General features: G+C 67.4%; 15 protein-coding genes. 6 read left to right on the forward strand and 9 right to left on the reverse strand.

Annotated features, from left to right (window positions below; genetic code table 11):
* The first annotated feature begins 62 nt into the window (after window positions 1–62).
* From xth to WDZ97_RS14025, 3 genes are read left to right on the forward strand one after another with little or no spacing between them, the layout of a single operon-like run.
* Window positions 63–821: an exodeoxyribonuclease III gene (xth, locus tag WDZ97_RS14015; RefSeq protein WP_425763150.1), complete on the forward strand. Its 759-nt coding sequence runs from the start codon at window positions 63–65 to the stop codon at window positions 819–821.
* Window positions 818–1,480, forward strand: coding sequence for a Crp/Fnr family transcriptional regulator (locus WDZ97_RS14020; RefSeq protein WP_425763151.1), 663 nt, complete (start codon window positions 818–820; stop codon window positions 1,478–1,480). The genes xth and WDZ97_RS14020 overlap by 4 nt, the downstream gene beginning before the upstream one ends.
* A gap of 13 nt (window positions 1,481–1,493) precedes the next feature.
* Window positions 1,494–2,276: an amidohydrolase family protein gene (locus WDZ97_RS14025; protein WP_425763152.1), complete on the forward strand. Its 783-nt coding sequence runs from the start codon at window positions 1,494–1,496 to the stop codon at window positions 2,274–2,276.
* Between the two features lie 231 nt (window positions 2,277–2,507).
* Here the strand turns inward: WDZ97_RS14025 and WDZ97_RS14030 are convergent, their stop codons facing one another.
* Genes WDZ97_RS14030 through WDZ97_RS14040 form a run of 3 tightly spaced genes read right to left on the reverse strand, consistent with a single transcriptional unit; the run spans window position 2,508 to window position 9,859 of the window.
* On the reverse strand, window positions 2,508–7,472 hold the full coding sequence (locus tag WDZ97_RS14030; protein WP_425763153.1) for a filamentous hemagglutinin N-terminal domain-containing protein: 4,965 nt from the start codon (window positions 7,470–7,472) through the stop codon (window positions 2,508–2,510).
* Between the two features lie 14 nt (window positions 7,473–7,486).
* Entirely contained in the window at window positions 7,487–8,215 is a 729-nt protein-coding gene (locus tag WDZ97_RS14035) for a peptidylprolyl isomerase (RefSeq protein ID WP_425763154.1), read from the reverse strand.
* A gap of 21 nt (window positions 8,216–8,236) precedes the next feature.
* Window positions 8,237–9,859, reverse strand: a complete 1,623-nt coding sequence (locus WDZ97_RS14040; protein ID WP_425763155.1) for a ShlB/FhaC/HecB family hemolysin secretion/activation protein — start codon at window positions 9,857–9,859, stop codon at window positions 8,237–8,239.
* Between the two features lie 179 nt (window positions 9,860–10,038).
* Here WDZ97_RS14040 and WDZ97_RS14045 point away from each other — a divergent pair, with 179 nt between their 5' ends.
* Window positions 10,039–10,236, forward strand: coding sequence for a YgaP family membrane protein (locus WDZ97_RS14045; RefSeq protein WP_020165766.1), 198 nt, complete (start codon window positions 10,039–10,041; stop codon window positions 10,234–10,236).
* A gap of 5 nt (window positions 10,237–10,241) precedes the next feature.
* Here the strand turns inward: WDZ97_RS14045 and rsmA are convergent, their stop codons facing one another.
* Genes rsmA through WDZ97_RS14065 form a run of 4 tightly spaced genes read right to left on the reverse strand, consistent with a single transcriptional unit; the run spans window position 10,242 to window position 16,251 of the window.
* A complete protein-coding gene (gene rsmA / locus WDZ97_RS14050; RefSeq protein WP_425763156.1) occupies window positions 10,242–11,018 on the reverse strand; it encodes a 16S rRNA (adenine(1518)-N(6)/adenine(1519)-N(6))-dimethyltransferase RsmA in 777 nt (258 codons plus the stop codon).
* A complete protein-coding gene (gene pdxA, locus WDZ97_RS14055; protein ID WP_425763157.1) occupies window positions 11,018–12,013 on the reverse strand; it encodes a 4-hydroxythreonine-4-phosphate dehydrogenase PdxA in 996 nt (331 codons plus the stop codon). Before pdxA ends, rsmA begins: the two co-directional genes overlap by 1 nt.
* Window positions 12,014–12,020: 7 nt before the next feature.
* Window positions 12,021–13,355, reverse strand: a complete 1,335-nt coding sequence (locus WDZ97_RS14060) for a peptidylprolyl isomerase (protein ID WP_425763158.1) — start codon at window positions 13,353–13,355, stop codon at window positions 12,021–12,023.
* Between the two features lie 13 nt (window positions 13,356–13,368).
* The gene (locus tag WDZ97_RS14065) at window positions 13,369–16,251 is read right to left on the reverse strand and encodes an LPS-assembly protein LptD (protein ID WP_425763159.1); all 2,883 of its coding nucleotides are present in this window, start codon (window positions 16,249–16,251) and stop codon (window positions 13,369–13,371) included.
* Window positions 16,252–16,449: 198 nt separating this feature from the next.
* On the opposite strand from WDZ97_RS14065, the gene WDZ97_RS14070 reads away from it, so the two are divergent.
* Both WDZ97_RS14070 and murU read left to right on the forward strand, forming a co-directional pair.
* Window positions 16,450–17,454: an aminoglycoside phosphotransferase family protein gene (locus WDZ97_RS14070; RefSeq protein WP_304000409.1), complete on the forward strand. Its 1,005-nt coding sequence runs from the start codon at window positions 16,450–16,452 to the stop codon at window positions 17,452–17,454.
* An 8-nt stretch (window positions 17,455–17,462) separates the two neighbouring features.
* Complete coding sequence (gene murU, locus WDZ97_RS14075) at window positions 17,463–18,143, forward strand: N-acetylmuramate alpha-1-phosphate uridylyltransferase MurU (RefSeq protein ID WP_425763390.1); 681 nt, start codon at window positions 17,463–17,465, stop codon at window positions 18,141–18,143.
* Window positions 18,144–18,149: 6 nt separating this feature from the next.
* Here the strand turns inward: murU and WDZ97_RS14080 are convergent, their stop codons facing one another.
* Complete coding sequence (locus WDZ97_RS14080; RefSeq protein WP_425763160.1) at window positions 18,150–19,628, reverse strand: sensor histidine kinase; 1,479 nt, start codon at window positions 19,626–19,628, stop codon at window positions 18,150–18,152.
* Window positions 19,628–20,308 carry a response regulator gene (locus tag WDZ97_RS14085; RefSeq protein WP_019916878.1) on the reverse strand — a complete coding sequence of 227 codons (681 nt, stop codon included), beginning with the start codon at window positions 20,306–20,308 and terminating at the stop codon, window positions 19,628–19,630. The genes WDZ97_RS14080 and WDZ97_RS14085 overlap by 1 nt, the downstream gene beginning before the upstream one ends.
* Window positions 20,309–20,330: the final 22 nt, after the last annotated feature.

The raw sequence follows: 20,330 nt of genomic DNA on the forward strand, positions 1-20,330 counted from the left end.
GGACAATGCGGCGGCCCTGCGGGGCCTTGCCCGCTCACCGTCTGCCCGCGACACCGATACCGATGAAGATTGCCTGCTGGAACGTCAATTCGCTGAAAGTCCGCCTGCCCCACCTGACCGACTGGCTCGCCACCGAGCAGCCGGACGTGGTGTGCCTGCAGGAAACCAAGACGGAAGACGCCAACTACCCGCGCGCCGAACTCGAGGCGGCCGGCTATCACAGCGCCATCAGCGGCCAGAAGACCTATAACGGCGTGGCGATCCTGTCGAAGCGGCCGGCCGAGGACGTGCAGATCGGCATCCCCGGCTTCGACGACGAACAGAAGCGCGTCATCGCCGCGACGGTCGATGGCGTGCGCATCGTGTGCACCTATTTCCCGAACGGCCAGGCGGTCGGCTCGGAAAAGTTCGAATACAAGATGCGCTGGCTCACCGCGCTGACCGACTGGCTGCGCGACGAACTGACCCGTCACCCGCAGCTGGCGCTGCTCGGCGACTACAACATCGCGCCCGAACCGCGCGACGCCCACCCGGACTGGAAGGATGACATCCACGTGTCGCCGGAGGAACGCGCCGCCTTCGCCGGCCTGATCGCGCTCGGCCTGACCGACGCCTTCCGCCTGTTCGAGCAGCCGGAGAAAAGCTGGTCCTGGTGGGACTACCGTGCCGGCGCCTTCCGCCGCAACTTCGGCCTGCGCATCGACCACATCCTGCTGTCGGCGCCGCTGGCTGCGCGCTGCACCGCCTGCGTGGTCGACAAGGCACCGCGCAAGCTGGAGCGCCCGTCCGATCACGCACCCGTCATCGCCACGCTGTCATGAACGGACACACCGACGCACTGACCGCGATCTATCCGCTGCTCGCCGGCCTGTCGCCGGAAGCACGCGCGTTGATCGAGAGGGAAGGCCGCGCGATGGAGGTGCCGGCCGGCACCCGCATCTTCGACGAGCACCAGCCCTGCGGCGGTTTCCCCTTCGTGCTCGAAGGGCAGGTGAAGGTGGCGAAATCCTCGGCCAACGGCCGCGAGCTGCCGCTGTACCGCGTGCATGCCGGCGAAACCTGCGTCATATCGAGCGCCTGCCTGCTCGGCCACATCGACTACAACGCCCACGCGGTCGCCGAAACGCCGGCCCGGCTGCTGGTGCTGCCGACTTCGCTGTTCGACCGCCTGCTGTCGGAGCCCGCCTTCCGGCAGTTCGTGTTCAGCCTGTTCGCCGAGCGCGTGGCCGAACTGATGCAGCTGGTCGAAGCCATCGCCTTCCAGCGGCTCGACCAGCGTCTGGCCGCACTGCTGCTCGGCCACGGACAGACCTTGCACACGACGCACCAGCAGCTCGCCGACGAACTGGGCAGCGTGCGCGAAATCGTCAGCCGACTGCTGAAGAGCTTCGCCGAACAGGGCCTGGTCGCGCTCGGCCGCAACCAGATCGACATCCTCGACCCGGCCGGCCTGCGCGCATTGGCCGCCGAACGCAAGTAGGACGGCACCGCCCATGGACAGCGCCGCTCTGCCCGACGTGGAGGGCGGCCTGTTCGACGCCCACCTGCACATCATCGCCCCCGGCTTCCCGCTGATCCCGAACCAGGGCTATCTGCCGGACTTCTTCACCGTCGACGACTACCTCGCCCGCGCCAGGCCGCTGGGCATCACCGGCGGCGCCGTCGTCTCCGGCAGCTTCCAGGGCTTCGACCAGACCTATCTGCTCGACGCCCTCGCCCGCCTCGGCCCCGGCTTCGTCGGCGTGACGCAACTGCCGGCAGACACGCCGGACGACGTCATCCTCGGCCTGGATTCAAAGGGCGTGCGCGCCGTACGCTTCAACCTGCAGCGCGGCGGCTCGGAAGACGTATCCCAGCTCGAACGCATGGCGCTGCGCGTGCATGAACTGTGCGGCTGGCACGTCGAACTCTACGTCGCCAACCGCCACCTCGCCGGCCTGCGCGCCCTGCTCGCGCGACTGCCCAGGGTATCCATCGATCACCTGGGCCTCACTGCCGAGGGCTTCGACGATCTGCTGTGGCTGGTCGAGCGCGGCATCAAGGTGAAGGCGACGGGATTCGGACGGTGTGACTTCGACGTCGCAGAGGCGCTGCGCCGGATCGATGCGGTGAATCCGGAGGCGCTGATGTTCGGGACAGATCTGCCGTGTACGCGGGCGCCGAGGGGGTTTAGCTATGAAGATATGGCATTGCTCTCGACGACAGTAGTGAAGTCGGCTCAATTTGTGATGGCAGGGAACGCAATAGCCACGTATGCACCTAGTCTTCAAACCTAATCTGAACGGGGAGGCTTCTGGAAGTCGAGTTCATCCCATAGCGGCGACATGCCCAATCCCTCCATATAAGTACCAAAGTCGAGAAACGCATCCTCACTGATGCTTCCCTCGCAAAGCCAAGTCGCCTCGCACTCTGGACACACATAGAGCCTAGTTCCGGTCCTACGGACGCGTACTTCGAGTACTTCATCCTGCTGACATCGAGGACATAGCATGGTCGGCACTCTCGCCTCATTTGATCGGATAGGCAGTTATCAACTTGTTTGTCCCTGGCCTAACAACGATTTTTATCCTTGTCTCACCCGTAGTCCCCACAACCTTATTCATTGACACGACATACGATCCTGGATCATTCGAGAGCGGCTGCCCTCGCAACCTCCATGCCTCATCAACTAATGCCAGCACCTGGTCTCTCTCCACGTTGAAAACAGTGTGTTTCGGTTTGCTGGGATTTGGAACAGCGTGATCCAGCACATGCTTAACACGATTGCCGTGAACGGAGCCGATGCCATAGTCTAATCCTGCAGGCGTCTTCCATACCCTCTCAACCTTGTCATATACAAGGGAGATTGACGCCTTTGCCAAGCCAGTTTCGGGCGTAGGGACGCTTCCATTTGAGATTGCGCCATCGAACAGGCGCAGCAACTTCTGCCCGCCAACCTCGATTACCCGCGCAACGAACTGCCCCGCCTGGGTCGTCAGCACCGCACCCACGGCCAGGTCCTCCGGTCCCGGCAGCAGCAGCGATGCACCGGCCGCGGACAGCACGACGACCTTGTCGATGTTCTGGGCGGTGTTGGCGCCGACGTAGTGGCTGCTGCCCTGCGGCGCGAACTGATAGGCCTCGGGGTCGGGCGTGAAGTCCTGGCGCACGACTTCGGCCGACAGCGGGCGCGCCATCAGGCGGTCGAACAGGGCCAGGTTGTAGGCGATGGCGTCGGCATTCTGCTGGACGCCGAGCCAGGGGTTTTCGGGGTCGATGCCGCCGGGAAGCTGCGCACCCATGCCGAGCGGCATGGCCTCCGTCATCAGACGGTAGTAGTCGGTACAGAAGCCGGTCGTATCGCACGCGATACGTGCTTCGGCCAGCACCCGCTTGTTCGCCTGCGACAGCTGGCCGAAGTCGGCGTCGACCGCCTGCAGACAGGCGGCGTCGCCACCGCAGGCGTTCTTCGCACTGGCGTAGCGGTCCTGCTCCGGGTGCTTCAGGAAGTTGAACAGGGTCACGTTCTGCGCGGAGAATGCGCCCGCCAGCGGATCGCCGCCGGCCGCATCGGCGACGGCACCGCCGGCCATCATGCTGAACGCGGTCAACAACGCATGGCCCTGCGCCGTTCCGCTCAGGCCCAGCGCTTCATCGAGCGGACGTTCGATCAGCGTCGCGGTCATTGCGCCCAGTGCGCCGGCCATCGGGTCACCGCCGCGCGCGGCTTCGGCGAGTGCGCCCAGTGCGCCGTGCGCGAGCAGGTGGCCGACGCTGCCATGCTCGCCGAACACGCCGTCACCGATCCGGCCTGCCCCCAGGGCGGAGGCCTGATTGACAGCCGAATAGAGCAGCGCGGCTTCGAAGCTGCTGCCGGTCACCTCGCCGATCAGACCAGAAGTCAGCGCTCGGGCGGCGTAGCGCTGCAGGGGATCGTTGAAGGTCGTTCCGGTCCATTGTGCGGATCCGGCACTCAGGCCGGCCGCCAGGCCGCTGTTCAGCGCGTTGCCGATGTCGAGGCGACCGCTGGCCACCATCTGGCCGACCGAGGACGAGATCGTCTGCGTCACGAAGGCGCTGGCCACGGTGTTGCCGAAACCGGCCGCGCCCGCCGAGGAGGCCGCCGCGAAGGCTGAGCCGGGCGAAGCGAAGCTGCCGATGAAGGTGGACACGTCCACACCTATCATCGAGGCGACCAGGAAGCTGGTCGCCAGGCCCATCACGTCGCTGAAACCGAAGTCCTTCTCGAAGCGGTAGTGCAGGTCGTCGCGCGCCACATCGCGCACGAAACGGCTGCCCAGTTCCTCGGCCAGTTGTGCTTCGAAGGCTGCACTGCGCTGCCGCGTGTCGTCGACGCCGTCGCCGAGCAGACGGAACTCGCCTGACAACGACTGGATGCGATCAACATCGAGCGCCCACTGTGCAGCCTGCATGAAGCCGCCGGCCTGTACCTGGCTGCCTTCGACGATCAGCGTGCCGCCGTCGACCTTGAATTCCTCGTAGTAATAGGCCGAGCGCTTGCGGTTCAGCAGTTCGTCGGCGGTCACCGACAGCGTTCCGTCCGACAGCACGAAGCCGGTGTTGTCGACCGTGCGGCCGACGATGACGATGCCGACGTCAGCATCAAGCAGACCGCCCGGAATCACCGCAAGCTGAGATTGCCAGTCCTCCGGCAGATAGATCCACGGGCGTAGTGCGCCATCGCGCTCGACGTACCAGAGGATGGGCGATCTCAGCAGCGACTGCTGCGCCTCGCCAAGCGCCGACCCCATCGGAATGCCGTGCTCGACGGCGAACGCATAGCCGTTCGCCGCCAGCAGCGTGCGCTGCTGGGCCTCGGGCGATTGCCCGGTCAGCGGGTCCCAGCTCAGCCCGGGCAATATCCAGCCACGGTGCGTGGTCGCGAGCAGCGCGTTGCGCAGCGCTGCAGTTTCCTCCTCGGGCGTCAGCGCGAACGGTGCACTGCTGGCGAGGTCCGCCGGCAGCAGGCGCATCAGCGCTGCACCGCTGTAATCGCCCGGCGGCACCGCAAGACCGCCGTGGGTGCCGTAAGCCGCTACGTCGACGGCGGCCGGCGGCAGCGACAACTCGGCGGTCCGGTGGTAGTAGTCCGCGACCACGTCAAAACCGTTGCGGATGTGGTCGGCGCGCACCGCGATGCTGCTGGCGTGGATGCTGCCGGTATTGACGAAGGAGGACGGCGCCGCCGGAACGTTGCCCAGGCTGCCCGAGCCCTGGTCGATCAGCCGGGCGAGCGAAGCCAGCAAGAGGGCTAAGCCGTCCACCGACGGGATCGGGGCAGTCGGCGGAGGCGTGCCTCCACCCGGTGTTCCACCGGCGCCGCCATCCGGAGGCTGGCCGACCGAGAAGTCCGCCCCTGCCTGGATGACGCCCGGCAGCACGCCCAGCTCGACGCTGCCGGATGCGTTGCGCATCCAGTCGATCGGGTCGAGACAGACGTCGGTGGCGACGTCGCAGCTACCGTCGTCGCCGAACTGGGAGTCCGGATCGATCAGCGAGTAGCGCGAGGACCAGGTCGCGCCGTAGCGCCTGTCTTCGTTCAGGAAGTCGGGCGCCGTGATGTCGATGCGTCCGCCCGCGAGCACGCGCGCACCGCGATTGACGAAACGCTGCGCGCTGACTGTCAGGTCGCGTCCGGCCACCATGGTCGCCGGCGCCGCCGGCTGTTCGATATCGGCGCTGCAGACGCCGGCATACTCGGTTCGGCAGCCGTCGAAGTATTCGTAAGCGACCTCGACACGGCGGCTGTCGACCCGTGTTTCGTTGCTGACCTCTTTCGCTACGATGGTCAGATCGCGGCCCGCTTCGATCACCGACGCGTTGGCGAAGCGCGCGTCGAGCACAACATGCAGATCACGCCCGGCCGCCAGCGTGTCGCGATTGACATAGTCGTCGGTGCCCGACCCGCTGGGGGTTGCCGTGCCCGCGAGCAGTTGCGTGCGCAGCGTGTCGTGGTCGCTCAGGATGTCCGGCGCGTCGAGCAGGTAAAGATCGCTCGCCGCGCGGAACAGCCGGCCGCTCACCTGCGGCGGCTCATGTTCATCAGGCACCGGCGCGAACAGGAAGAGGTCGCGCCCGGCCGATGCGTTACCGGACGCAGCGGATTGCTGCGGCTCCTGCCACAGGAAAAGATCGCGCGCCGCGACCAGCGTGCCGCCCTCGTTGTCAGCCGCGTTCACGAACAGATCGAGTCCGGCCGACATCGTGCCGGCGTTGAGCATCCGCACCGGCGCCCGCTCGTCATCAATCGCGCGACTGGAATGAGCGCCTGTCAGATGCCGGCGATGATCGGGCACACGAACCGTTGCGGCGGCTGCGTTCATCGTGCCGCCCGAGTGGATGACGCCCGTGTTCAGGCCCATGCCGAGACCGGACATTGACAGCGCGCCGCCGGCATCGATGCGCCCGGCGTTGCGCAGCGCCGTCCAGCCGTCTGAGTTGTCGCCGACGAAGCCCAGACCGATGTCGCCACCCGCGCTCATGCTCGCGGCCGCCGCGAGATCAAGACCGGTGCCGACAAACTTCAGATGGCGACCTGCCTCGACCGACGCGGACAGCGCGGAGTCCATGGCGCCGATGTTGTAGAACTCGACGTCGCGCCCGGCGTTTACCGCGCCGTCGAGAAGCACGGTCTGGCGCGACGCGATCAGGATGTCGGCGGCAGCGAGCAGCGGCGCGGAGGTGCGCACGCCGATGTTCTCGCCCATCGCGATCAGCTGGATGCTGCCGGCGCCGACGGTCTGGCCGATGTCGATGGCGATGAAGTCGTCGCTGCCCTGCGGATACGCCGCGAGGTCGTCCGGCACCAGCGACGTGCTGTCGACCACAGCCCGGCGGGCGAACAGGTTTGCGTCGCCGGTCGTACGCAGCTCGCCCCGCGTGCGCACGGTCTGCGCGATCAGATCGATGCGCGCCGCCAGTGCGGCCAGTCCGTTGGTGCCGATGTCGATGCGGCCACCGGTCACGTCGAAGCGCAGTGCGTCGTCCGCCCAGACCGGCCGACCTGTCGTCAGCTGCACGTGCGGCGTGCCGATGAAGCCACAGCCGTCGCAGGTGATGCCGTTCGGATTGGCGATGACCAGTCGCGCCGCTTGCCCGGCCACTTCGATCTGTCCCAGCAGCGCGCTCGGACGGTTGCCGGTCACCTCGTTGACGATGAGGCTCGCTGCCGCACCGCCGAGATTGGGATTGGCCGCCAGCGCGCCGGCCAGCAAGGAGTTTGCACCCGTCGGCGCGTTGTTCAGTACCAGGCCCCGCGCCGGCACGTCGAAGGCCGACCATCGGTTGTGCGAGGTGCCGCGGGCGTCGGCGGCTACGATATCGACGACCGATACGCCACCGACCGACCCGACGCGGGCCTGCTGATGCGCGGCGGCGGTCACGTCCGGCGTCAGGTCGGCACGCACCGGCAGCGAGGCCACCAGCATGACAACGGACATCCATGCCGACAGGCGGCGACGGATCGAACGCATGCGGACCTCCTGTCTCACGGTCGCGAGCCCATGGCTTCGTGGACGATTTCCACACCCAGTGCGCGCGCCTGCGCCAGCGCCGATTCGCGCAGGAAGAGCGCGCGCAGCGTTTCGCGCACGCTTTCGAACGACGGCCGCTGCGTATCGCGCACCGCTTCGAGCAGCACGAGGGCCCAGCTGTCGGTCAGCGCCAGTGGCTCGCTCACCTGACCCGGCGTGAGCCGAGGCAGCACATGGGCAATCTCCAGCGGCAGACCGTTTGTCCGACCGTGGGTCGGTGGCAGGACAAAGCCGACCCAGCCCAGTTCGCCGCCACGGGCGGCCGACGGCACGCGGGACAGTTCACCGGCAAGCTGCGCGAACGGAACGCCGGCCTTCGCACGCTCGTGCGCAGACCTCACGGCGGCAGCGTCGTCGCTCTGCAGCAGCCTGATGCGGTACTCCTGCGGTCCCGTCCTCCCGAGCAGATCGCGATAGCGCGCCTGCAGCGCCTGTTCGCTCGGTTCGACGGGGCGGACGCGGCTGCCGACGTAGGCGTCGATCGCCGCCTGCCTCCGGTCAGGGTCGGAAGCGCCGGTGCCATCGTCGAAACCGGCTGCCAGCGCGCGCCGCCACAAAAGGTCGTGCGCAAGGGCCTGCGTCGCGGCGGCTGCGGCCGTGCGTTCGTCCGGCGGACTGGCGGCGGACACCGCTACCGCGAATACCAGCAGCGTGGTGCAAATCGAGGGTCGAACTGGGGTCATCGTGTGCTCCGTGCGCGTCCGTCAGATGGCATAGCCAAGGGCAAAGCGGATGGTCCAGCCACTGTCGGGAAGTGCCTCGGGGCGGCGCAGCGGCGCGCTGATGACGGCTTCCCACACGAAGTCCGCGGTGCTGCCGCGCACACCGGCTCCAGCGCCCGCCAGTGTCATGCGCGGCCCGTCGATCAACCGCGTCGCGCCCTGATCGAAATGGACGAACGGCGTGGCCACCTGCGTACCGCGGCCGAAAGCGGTCGGGAAGCGCACCTCGCAGCGCAGCAGGTAGCCGGTATCGCCTGCCACCGCCGCCTCGTCGAAGCCGCGCACCGTGTTCAGTCCTCCGAGCAGCAACTGCTCTGCACCGGGCAGGCTGACGCCGGTGCGCTGTACCGTCAGTTGCGATGCGAATTCGATGTGCCCGCCGTCGTCCCGCGCCACGGCCGCAGCGGCCAGTGACCACTTCGCGAACTGGTAGTGGGTGTGACTCGCCGGCAGTCGCTCCGCGTCGACCTCGGCGCCGAAGGACCGCAGTCCGACCGACAGCGACGGCTCGACGAAGTACTGTGTCTGACCGAAGCGCCCGGTCCGGCTCCAGGCAAGGCGCGCCACCGTGCTGCGCCGCGTGTCGAGTTCGATCGGTCCGAGGGTGCGTGCGATGCGCGTGCGCTGGACGCTCAGATCCAGCGCGTCGCGTCGCTCTGCATCGAGCGCGAGCACGCGGTTCCAGCCGATGACGGCGGTCCGCGCCGAACTGTCGAAGGACAGCCCGGCAAGCGTACTGTCCGAACGGGATCCGGACAGCGTCGCCGACCAGGTGTTGAAGCCATCGGGCACCGACAGCGAGGCCAGCAGGGCCTCACTGTGGGCGCTGCGCAGGTGCATGAGTTGAACGTCCTCGAACAGACCGAGGCGATTGCCGAAACGCAGGCCGACGCGGGCGCGGCCGGTTCCGGTCGACCGCGTACCCAGGTTGTCCGCGCCGATGGACACCGAGGTGCTCTGTCGCGGCTGCAGCGCGAGGTCGATCACGCTTCCTCCGTCCTGCCCGCCCGGCAGAACGCGCACCTGAGCCTGCACCATGCGCAGCCGGTTGATCTGCTGCACGCCCTGTTCGAGCGCTTCCTGCGTCAGTACGTCGCCGGCCGCCAGCGGAAAGGCACGGGTGACTGCCGACGGTGGCGCGTCAGCCGAGCGGATCGCCTCGACGCGGCCGGGCACGACCTCGATACGGAGCAGATTTCGCGCGAGGTCGAGGGTGACCAGCCGCGACCGGCTGGTGATCCAGCCCGCCTCGACCAGCCGGGCGTCCACGCGGCGAAGCAGCAGCGCGATGCGGCGCACGCCAAGCGGCACGGCAGAGAACTCGTCGGTCAGCGAGGCCAGCACATGCGCCGGCAGCAGGCCTGCAGCGTCGATCTCTATCGATGGCCGCTCGATAACGACGCCGTCCTCGACGACCGAATCGGGACGCACGTGCAGCGCCGGAGCGGGTGCGTCCGCAGGTGGCAGTGCGTCGCGTTCCAGTCGCGAGCGCTCCGCGGCCTGACGCTGTTCGTCCAGCAGGCGCTCGGCCGGCTCGCGCGCCTGCACCGCGAACGTACCGAGCAGCGCAAGGGCGCAGCAGACGATGCTGTGGGCGAGCGACATGTCCGGCGACGACCTCGTTCACGAAGATCGCGCAACTATCCATATGTCATTTTCCGATGTCAACAGCCCTGTACGGACAACTGCCGGGGCCGTGCGCACGCTGTGTAACCTGGGTCACTGAAGGCGGATGGCTCCGCGCGGACCATGACGTCACACCTTACCTACTCGGGAGAACGATCATGAAAAGCAATGTGGGCGGCATCGACAAGATCCTGCGCATCGTCGTCGGCGCCGCACTGATCGCACTGGCGGCAATGGGGCAGATCGGCGTGTGGGGCTATATTGGCGTGGTGCCGCTGCTGACCGGGCTGTTCAATTTCTGCCCGGTCTATCCCTTGCTGGGCATCAGCACCTGCGGCATCCGCAAGGACGCCTGAGGACCTCAGCGGCGCTCGGCGCAGTGGTTGGCGATCCGCACGTAGTCGGCAACTTCGAGGGTTTCGCCGCGGCGTGACGGGTCGATGCCCAGCGCGTCCCAGTCCGCCGCGTCGAGGTGCTCGCGTAGCGTGTTGCGCAGCGTCTTGCGGCGCTGGCCGAAGGCGGCCTTGACGATGGCCGACATCAGCAGCGGATCGCGTGCGGTCAGCTGTTCGACCGGGCGCGGGCGCAGATGCACGATGGCCGACATCACCTTGGGCGCCGGCCGGAAGGCGCCCGGCGGCACGTCGAACAGGTGGGCGCACTCGAAGCGGTACTGCAGCATGACGGACAGCCGACCGTACTCGTCGGTGTCCGGTGCGGCGACGATGCGATCGACCACTTCCTTCTGCAGCATGAAGGTCATGTCGCGCACGCGTTCGGCGTGATCGGCGAGGTGGAACAGCAGCGGGCTGGAAATGTTGTACGGCAGGTTGCCGATCACCCGCACGTCGTCGCCGAGCGCGCCGAAGTCGAACTTCAGCGCGTCGGTCTCGTGTATATCGAGCTTCGGCGCGAGGTCGCCTTCGCGCAGGCGCTGCGCGAGATCGCGGTCGATCTCGACCACGTGCAGGTGATCGATCCGCTCGGTCACCGGTCGCGTCATCGCGCCCAGACCGGGACCGATCTCCACCATCACCTGACCCGGCTTCGGATCGATGGCCGCGACGATCTTGCGGATGATGTTGCCATCGACCAGGAAGTTCTGGCCGAAGCGTTTGCGGGCGCGGTGCTGTTCCATCAGTGTCCGCTCATCGCAATGGCCGCCTCGACCGCCTCGACCAGACTGCTCGCGTCAGCGCGGCCGCTGCCGGCCAGGTCAAGCGCAGTGCCGTGATCGACCGAGGTGCGGATGATGGGCAGGCCGAGCGTGATGTTGATGCCGTGACCGAAGGTGGCGTACTTCAGCACCGGCAGGCCCTGGTCGTGGAACATCGCCAGCACGGCGTCGGCGCCGTCTAGGTGCCGCGGCACGAACAGCGTGTCGGCCGGCAGCGGGCCTTCAAGATGCATGCCTTCAGCCCGCAGCGCGTCGAGCACCGGCGTGATCACGTCGATCTCCTCGCGCCCCATGTGCCCGCTCTCCCCGGCGTGCGGATTGAGGCCGGCGACCACGATGTGCGGACGGGCGATGCCGAAGCGGGTGCGCAGGTCGGCGTCGAGGATGCGCAGCGTCTGCGTCAGCGACTCGCGCGTGATGGCGGCCGGCACGGCGGACAGCGGCAGGTGGGTAGTGGCCAGCGCCACGCGCAGCCAGGGGCCGTCGGCGTTCGCGCCGGTGCGGCCGGCCAGCATCATGACGACGCGCGGCGTACCAGTGCTGTCGGCCAGGTATTCGGTGTGACCGGAGAAGGGCACGCCGGCGTCGTTGATGACGCCCTTGTGCAGCGGCGCCGTCACCATGGCGGCGAACTCGCCACTGACACAGCCGTCGCGGGCGCGGTCGAGCAGCGACAGCACATAGCGGGCGTTGGCGACGTCGAGTCGCCCGGCCGTCGAGGGCACGGCCAGCGGGCTGTGCAGCACTTCGAGCGCGCTGTCGTCGGCATCGCTTGCCGGGTCATATGCGCGCAGTCGCACCTGCAAGCCGGCCGCCTGTGCGCGCTCGGCAATCAGGCCGGCATCGCCGAGCACCACCAGCCGGGCGGCGAAGCGTCGGCCGCACAGGGCCGCGCACAGTTCGGGGCCGACTCCGGCCGGTTCGCCGCTGGTGACTGCGATGCGGGGGCGGTTCACCGCGGTCTCATCGCTCGTCGTTCAGACGGATTTCGACGTAAGCGCGATCGCGCAGCTGACGCACCCAGTCCTGATAGACCTCTTCCGCCTTGCGCTCGCGCAGCGCGAGGCGGGCGGCGGCACGCTGACGTTCGGTCGATACGTCCTCGACCCGGCGTTCGACCACCTGAATCAGATGCCAGCCGAAAGGCGACTGCACCGGTTCGCTCACCTTGCCCGGTTCGAGCGCATTCATCACCTTCTCGAACTCCGGCACCGTGTCACCCGGGTAGAGCCAGCCGAGATCGCCGCCCTTGGCAGCCGACAGATCCTGCGAGTTGGAGCGCGCCAGTTCCTCGAAATCGCCACCGTTGTCCAGGCGCTCCTTGATGCTTGTCAGGCGGCGACGCGCCTCGGCGTCATTCACCACTTCCGAGGTCTTGATCAGGATATGGCGGGCGCGCGTCTGACTGACGCGGGCATCGCTGGCGCCGGCACCGCCGCGCTTCTCCACCAGCTTCATGATGTGAAAGCCGGCCGGGCTGCGCATCACCTCGCTCACCTGCCCCGGCTTCAGATTGGGCAGCATGTCGGCGAACAGCTGCGGCAGGCGATCAAGCGGACGCCAGCCCAGGCTGCCGCCGGACAGTGCATCCGGCGCATCGGAGTAGGACGCCGCGACACGGGCGAAATCCTCGCCCTTGGCCAGCTGTTCCATCGCCGCGTCGGCGCGCGCCTTCAGACGCATCAGCGTTTCCGGGCTGGCCCCTTCGGGTACGCGCAGCAGGATGTGCGACACATTGAACTCCTCGCGCTGGTCGGCCTTGCGCTCCGGGTTGGCGAGATAGTTGTCGATCTCGCCCTCGGTCACCACGACGCGGCTTTCGACCTCGCGGTCACGCAGGCGGCTGAGGATGATTTCCTTGCGGATGTCCTCGCGGAAGCGCGGCCACGGGATGCCGTCGCGCTCGACCGCTGAACGCAGCTGGGTCGCGTTCATGTTGTTGCTCTCGGCAATGCGTCCGAGCGCGGCTTCGAGCATGCGATCGTCGATGCGCATCTGCGTCTCTTCCGCGTGCTGCAGTTGCACCTTCTCGTAGATCATCCGCTCCAGCACCTGCCGTTCGAAGTCCTCGCGCGGCGGCGGCGTCACGTTGCGTCCACGCAACTGGGCAATCGCCTGTTCGGTACGCGAGCGCAGTTCGAACAGGGTGATCGCGTCGCTATTGACGACGGCAACGATGCGATCCACTTCGACCACATCGGAGGGCTCTGCCTGCCCGTTCGGCTGCGCCTGCGCGACCGCTGCGCCGAGGAGGCCCAGAACGGCCAGCAGGCAGGCCGGAATCAGTTTGTTCAGCATTGGGATAAGTCCGTCAGAAATCGTCGCCGAAAATCGGGTCGGCGGCACTCTGGTTGATCTGGCCGTAGCCGGGAATGCTGCGCTTGAGTGCATCGAGCGGGTTGGAGCCGATGCGCGAGAAATCGTTGAGCTCGAGCTGGAAGAACAGCGCGGTGCGGGTACGTTGCACATTGGTGGCGATACGCTGGAACACGAAGCGGCCCACCCAGCAGCCGCCGTTGTACTCGAAACCTGCGAGGCCTTCGACCAGACGACGCTCGGCGATCGAATAGTTGTGGCGCGCCACGGCGTACCAGCGATTCGTCAGCGGCCACTGCGCCGACAGGTCGAGATCGCGCACGTCTCCAATCGTGGTCGAGGCGCGGCGGAAACGGTAGGACGCATTCAGCACCTGCGCCTCGCGCGGATTCCAGCGCATGGTCAGGTTGTAGCGCTCGGTCTGCGAAAGGTCGGTGTTGTACTGCACGGCCGCATCGACCCAGGTCTTCGGCAACAGTTCGCCGGACACCGCGGCCAGCGTGCTGGCGACGCGTTCTGTACGGGGCGTGCCGCCGGGCAAGGTGACCAGCTGGTCGCTGAAGTAGAAGCGCTGCCCCAGCGCGAGGCGAGCACGCTCCGAGCCATTGACCGGATCGATAAAACGCGAGATCGCGGCCGTCGTGACCTGATTGCTGTCGGCGATACGGTCCTGGCCGACGAACACGTTCTCCGAGAAGATCTGCGCGAAGTTGAAGTCGGCCAGCGCACTGTCGAACACCGGATACTTCGACTGGTCCTTGTAGGTCGACAGCACGTAGTACATACGCGGTTCGAAGGTCTGTATGTAGCCCTGACCGAACAGGTCGGAATCGCGCTCGAAGACGGTGCCGGCGTCGAGACTGAAGATCGGGATCGACCGCGACAGCGAGGTCGACTGCGCAGCGTTCGCGGTTCCGCGATCGAGATCGTAATTGCTCAGATGCACGCCGACCTTGGGCGTGATGAACATGTAGGAGTTGCGCATCGGCAGCGACAGCTGCGGATAGACGACGGCACGACGACCCTGGTCGCGCGTCACATCGTCGATGCGGAAATCGGTGTAGTTGGCCAGCGTGCTGAACACCAGACCGCCCGGCAGGTCGGAACGCAGCGCGTTGAACGTGACCGATGGTATCTGTCGGTAGATGTCGGGCCGGTTGGCCAGCGACTGGTACTCGGACGCCTTGGCACTCAAGGTCCACCAGTCGCCGGCATACGACAACGAACCCTCGCGCGGCAGATAGCTGATCGACGTGATGGCGAGGCGCGACCCCAGGTCGGTGTAGTAGTCGCGGTCCGATACCGAATTGATGTTCAGCGAGCCAGTCAGGCGCTCGTTGAACCGGTGCGCGTGCTGCATGCTGAAGGCGTAGCGATCACGCTCTGCCAGACGATCGCTCGGCAGGTAATCGAGCCGTATCTTGCCGGCATAGTCTTCCTGCAGGTAGCGGAACTCGCTGCTGAGCATCAGGCCGCGCGTACCGAGTACGCGCAGGCCGATGGTGGCATCCATGTTCGGCGCGATATTCCAGTAGTACGGCAGCAGCAGGTCGATACCGGTGCGGTTGGTCACACCGAAGGTGGGCGTCAGGAAACCGGACTTGCGGCGATTGTTCAGCGAGAAATCGAGCCAGGGCGAATACAGGACCGGCACACCCTTGAAGATGATCTTGCCGTTGCGGCCCTCGCCCTCTTCCGACTCGAAGTCGAGATTGAGCGTATCGACCTGCGCATACCAGTCCGGGTTTTCCGGGCCGCAGGTCGAGTAGGTCGCGTTCTCCATGCGGATGCGGTTCTCGCCGAGAAACTCCATCACGTCGGCTTCACCGCGGCCGGTGGTGGTACGCAGGTTCTCGCCAGTCTGCAGATTGCGCCGCACGGTGTAGCGCGGCTTGTCGAACACGCCCTCGCTGCGCGTCAACTGGTAACGCAGCGACGGGCCCTCGACCACGTCCTCGCCGCGTACCAGGCGCACATTGCCCTGCGCCCGCAGTTCGTCTGTAGGCGGCTCATAGACGATGGAATCGGCAGTCAGCGAGGTGGTCGCGCGGCGCAGTTCGGCAGTGCCTTCGGCGCGCATCACGGCGTCGGTGGTGCCGTCCAGCTGATCGGCGGCGATCAGCGTCGCGCGCGACTCGGGGTGACGCTCGACGTACTCCGACAGCGTGATCGCCCCCTTGAGCATGCGCGTCTCGTCGTCCTCCGGCACCTGCGGCGGCAGCGCTCCGGTGACGTCCGCTTCCTGCGCGGCCGGCGCACCGGCAATGACGGTCTCGCCGGTCTGACCCGCCGGCACACGCCGACGCGCCACCGGCGGCGTGCCCATCAGCGATCTATCGACCTTGAGCGGCGGCATGTTGCGCGCCGTCGTCACGTTGCGGTAGGGCGGTGCCTCGTCAAGCGCGGCCTGCGCCGTCGGCGGTGCAACGCGCGCGCCCGGCGGCGCCTTGACCAGCGAACGGTCGACCTTCAGCGGCGGCAGGTTGCGGGCATTCGATGCCGTCGCCGGCGCGACAGGTGCAGCAGCCGGTCTGACGGACGCCGGAGCGGCCTTCAGCGCTGGAGCTGGAGCCGGAGCAGGCGCTGGAGCCGGCGCCGCTTCGACGGCAACCGGTGCCTCTGCGGCCGGCTGTCCCGGCGTCGCCACCGGAAACACTTCCACGCCCGGTGCAGCCGCCGGCGTCTCGGCCGGCGCCGCAGCGCCGCCGGTCGCGGCCGGCTGCTTCGGCGCAGCGGCCGGCTTGGCGGCGCCCGTCTTGGCCGGCCGCTGTGACGGCGGCACCAGGGACGGATCGACCTTCAGCGAAGGAAGTGCATCGGCCGCCTGTGCGCCGCAGGCCATCCAGGCCAGATAGAGAATGACGGAACGCCTGAGCACGAATGAGAGGGCTGGAAGCGGGCTGATCGCGGGTTGAACTCCGGCTTTCGCGCCCGGGCGACGGATCGCCGGCTTGCACGCAGCCGCGTTATAGAATCGCGCATCTTATCAAACGCGACCCGGTTGCCGGCCTGCGATGGCAACAATTTGCAGATCGCGACGCCGGCCCGCCGGTCAGCCGCCCCGGACCCACCGAACATGACCCAAGACCCGCGCCTCGACGCACTCACTGCCTGGCTGCAGGCGCAGTTTCCCGGCCAGACCCTCGACATCCGCCCGGCCTCGGCCGACGCCAGCTTCCGCCGCTATTTCCGGGTGACGCTGCCCGACGGCAGCACCCACATCGCGATGGACGCTCCGCCGCCGCAGGAAAACTGCCGCCCCTTCGTTGCCGTGCAGGCGCTGTTCGAGGCGGCCGGCGCCCATGTGCCGGCGCTGCGCGCGCAGGATGTCGAACAGGGTTTCCTGCTGCTGTCCGACCTCGGCAGCACCACCTATCTTGATGTGCTCGACGCAGAAAACGCCCCGGCGCTCTATTTCGACGCCACCACCGCGTTGATCGCCATGCAGAAAGCCAGCCGGCCCGGCGTGTTGCCCGAGTACGACCGCGACCGCCTGCTGGCGGAGATGGAACTGTTCCCGGTGTGGTACGTCGGGCGCCATCTGAAGGCCGAACTGTCGGAGGCCGAGACGACCGCGCTGTACGATGTGTTCGACCGCATCCTCGACGTGAATCTGGCCGAGCCGCAGGTGTTCGTGCACCGCGACTACCACAGCCGCAACCTGATGGTGACGATGCCCAACCCCGGCGTGCTCGACTTCCAGGACGCCGTGTACGGCCCGATCAGCTATGACCTGGTCAGCCTGTTCAAGGACGCCTACATCGCCTGGGACGAGGAGCAGACGCTGGACTGGCTCATCCGCTACTGGCAGGACGCAAAGCGCGCCGGCCTGCCGGTGCGCGAGGACTTCGCTGACTTCCACCGCGACTACGAGTTCATGGGCGCACAGCGCCACCTGAAAGTGCTCGGCATCTTCGCCCGCCTGTACCACCGCGACGGCAAGGACGGCTACCTGAAAGACATGCCGCGCGTGATGAAGCATCTGCTTGCCACTGCCAGCCGCTACCGCGATCTTGCGCCGCTGGCCAGGCTGCTCAACCGCCTTGAAGGCATCACGCCGCAGGCCGGCTACACCTTCTGATGAAAGCGATGATCCTCGCCGCCGGCCGCGGCGAGCGCATGCGCCCGCTGACCGACCACCTCCCCAAGCCGCTGCTCGAAGTCGGCGGCCGGCCGCTCATCGTCTGGCATATCAACGCACTGCGGGCGGCCGGCGTCACCGACCTCGTGATCAACCACGCCCACCTCGGCCACAAGCTGGTCGAGGCGCTCGGCGACGGCAGTGCGCTCGGCGTCCGCATCGCCTGGTCGGCAGAACCTGAAGGCGCACTGGAAACCGCCGGCGGCATCGCGCACGCGCGCCAGCTGCTCGGCAACGCTCCGTTTGTCGTGGTCAATGGCGACATCTGGTGCGATGCGGACTTCGCGGCCCTCGCGCAGGCCGCATCGGCGCTGCACGCCGACGGCGACCTCGCCCACCTGCTGATGGTGCCCAACCCGCCACACAATCCGGGCGGCGACTTCGTCTTGCGTGACGACCGCGTATACGACGAGAACGACGGCCGGCTCACCTTCTCCGGCATCGGCGCCTATCACCCCTCGCTGTTCGACAGCCTCGATCCGGACGCGCCGGCAAAGCTCGCGCCGCTGCTGCGGGCGGCGATGCGCGAAGGCCGCGTCGGCGGCGCGCTGCACCGCGGCCACTGGCACGACGTCGGCACCCCGCAGCGGCTGGCCCAGGTCGACGCGCTGGCGCGCAAGGACGGCTGAAACCGATCAGGCGGCCAGCGGCAGACGCAGATCGATGTGCATGCCGCCACCGTCGGCATCGCGCAATTCGATGTCGCCGCCCAAGCGCTCGACCACCTCGCGCACGATGGCCAGACCCAGCCCGGTACCGCTGCCCGCCGATCCGGGAATGCGGAAATACGGCTCGAAAACCCGCTCGCGCAGTTCAGGCGGTATCCCCGGCCCCGCGTCGATGACGGCCAGGCGCGCCACATCCCCGTCGCGCGACAGGCGCACCGTGATGGTCGTCCCCGGGGGTGCATAACGCTGCGCGTTGTCGATCAGATTGCCCGCCATGCTGGACAGGCCTGTAGGGTCAGCGCGCATGATCAGCGGGTCTCCGCAGCTTTCGAAGGCCAGCAGATGACCACTCGATTCGCAGGCCGGCAGCCGCTGCGCCACCGCGTCGGACACCACGTCACGCAGAGACACCGCCATGTCGTGGGTGGCGCGGCCGGCGCGGCTGTGCGCCAGCATCTGCTCGGCCAGATGTACGGTGCGCGCCACTCCTTCGAGCAGGCTGTCGAGCGACTTGTCGCGCTGTATCGCGTCTTCCGCGCGACGAGCGTTCTGCGCGTGGATGCGCAGTGCGGCCAGCGGTGTGCGCAGCTCGTGCGCGGCCGAGTCGATGAAGCGGCGCTCGCGTTCCAGCGTGTTGCGCACGCGCTCGAACAGCGCGTTCAGTGCCCCCAGCACCGGCTTCATTTCGCGCGGCACGCGCGACAGCATGAGTGGCTGATCGTCCTGCGGGCGGCGAGCCGCGATGCGCTCGGTCATTTCCGACAGCGGCGCAAGACCGTAGCCGATCAGCAGCGCGTTGAGCAGCAGCACGACCACCAGCCCGACCAGCAGCGGCGCACCGGTGGCCCAGCCCAGCTTGGCCGTCAGTTCGGCGCGCGCGTCGGTGCGCTCGCCCACCTGTACCCACACCTCTCCGGCTCGCAGCACGAACACGCGCCACATGCCGTCGTCGAGGTCGTGGTCGCTGAAACCGGGCTTCATCGGTGCAAACGGCTTCTCCGGTGCCGACGACGAACGCGCCAGCAGGCGATGAGCGGCGCCGTCGACATCCACGCTCCACACCTGGTAGGCGATGTGCGTCTCGTATTCGTGTCCGAGCGGCGTTTCGACGTCGTGATGGCCGAACAGCCACTCCTGCAGTATCCACAGCAGTGCGAAACCCGGCTTTCCGGCCAGTTCGGCGTCGTGCTCGTGCGCCATGTCGGCCAGCGGCGCCGGCAGCGACATCACCAGCGGGGCATTGATGGTGGCGTGCTCGACCTGTTGCGCGAGCAGACTTTCGAGCACACGCGCCGAGGTGGCCAGACGCGCATCGAACAGTTCATCCGCCTCGTCCTGTCCGGCCATCACCGCCAGCACCGCGGTGGTGCCGATCACGCACAACAGGATGAGGGCGCTGCCGGCCAGCAGCAGCGCGCGTATCGACATGCCGCGGAACGGCCGCATCACTTGCCCTGCCGCGTCGCAGGCAACGGATCGATCACGTAGCCGACACCGCGCACGGTGCGTATCAGTTCGGGGTGGAATTTCTTGCGCAGATTGTGGATGTGCACATCCAGCGCATTGCTTTCGAGGTCGCTGTCCCAGCCGTAGATGTTCTCCACCAGCTGCTGCCGGCTCAGCACGTGGCCAATGTTCTCCAGCAGGCGGCGCAGCACCATGAACTCGCGCCGCTGCAGTTCGACCGGCCGGTCGTCGATGCTCACCGTCAGCCCCGCCGTATCCAGCGTGATGCTGCCGTAGCGGATCAGGTTAACGACGGTGCCGCGGGTGCGCCGCTCGAGCACCCGCAGCCGGGCCAGCAGTTCGTCGAGGTCGAAGGGCTTGGTCAGATAGTCGTCGGCACCGGCGTCCAGCCCGCCGATGCGCTGCGCCGTCGTGTCACGCGCACTGAGCACCAGCACCGGCGTCGTGACGCCGGCCTCGCGCGCGCGGCGCAGCACGTCCATGCCGTCGAGCCGCGGCAGACCGAGGTCGAGCACCGCCATGTCGACGCCGCCGCCGCGCAGCGCAGCCAGCGCCTGCGCGCCGTCACGCACCCACTCGACCGTGTAGCGCGCGCGTTCGAGCGCGTCGCGGATGCCCGCCCCCAGCAACTCGTCGTCTTCAACCAGCAGAACCTTCATCGGTCTGGACACGCCGTAACGG

Source organism: Methyloversatilis sp. MC4-4 (assembly GCF_049843555.1).
Taxonomy (GTDB): domain Bacteria; phylum Pseudomonadota; class Gammaproteobacteria; order Burkholderiales; family Rhodocyclaceae; genus Methyloversatilis; species Methyloversatilis discipulorum_B.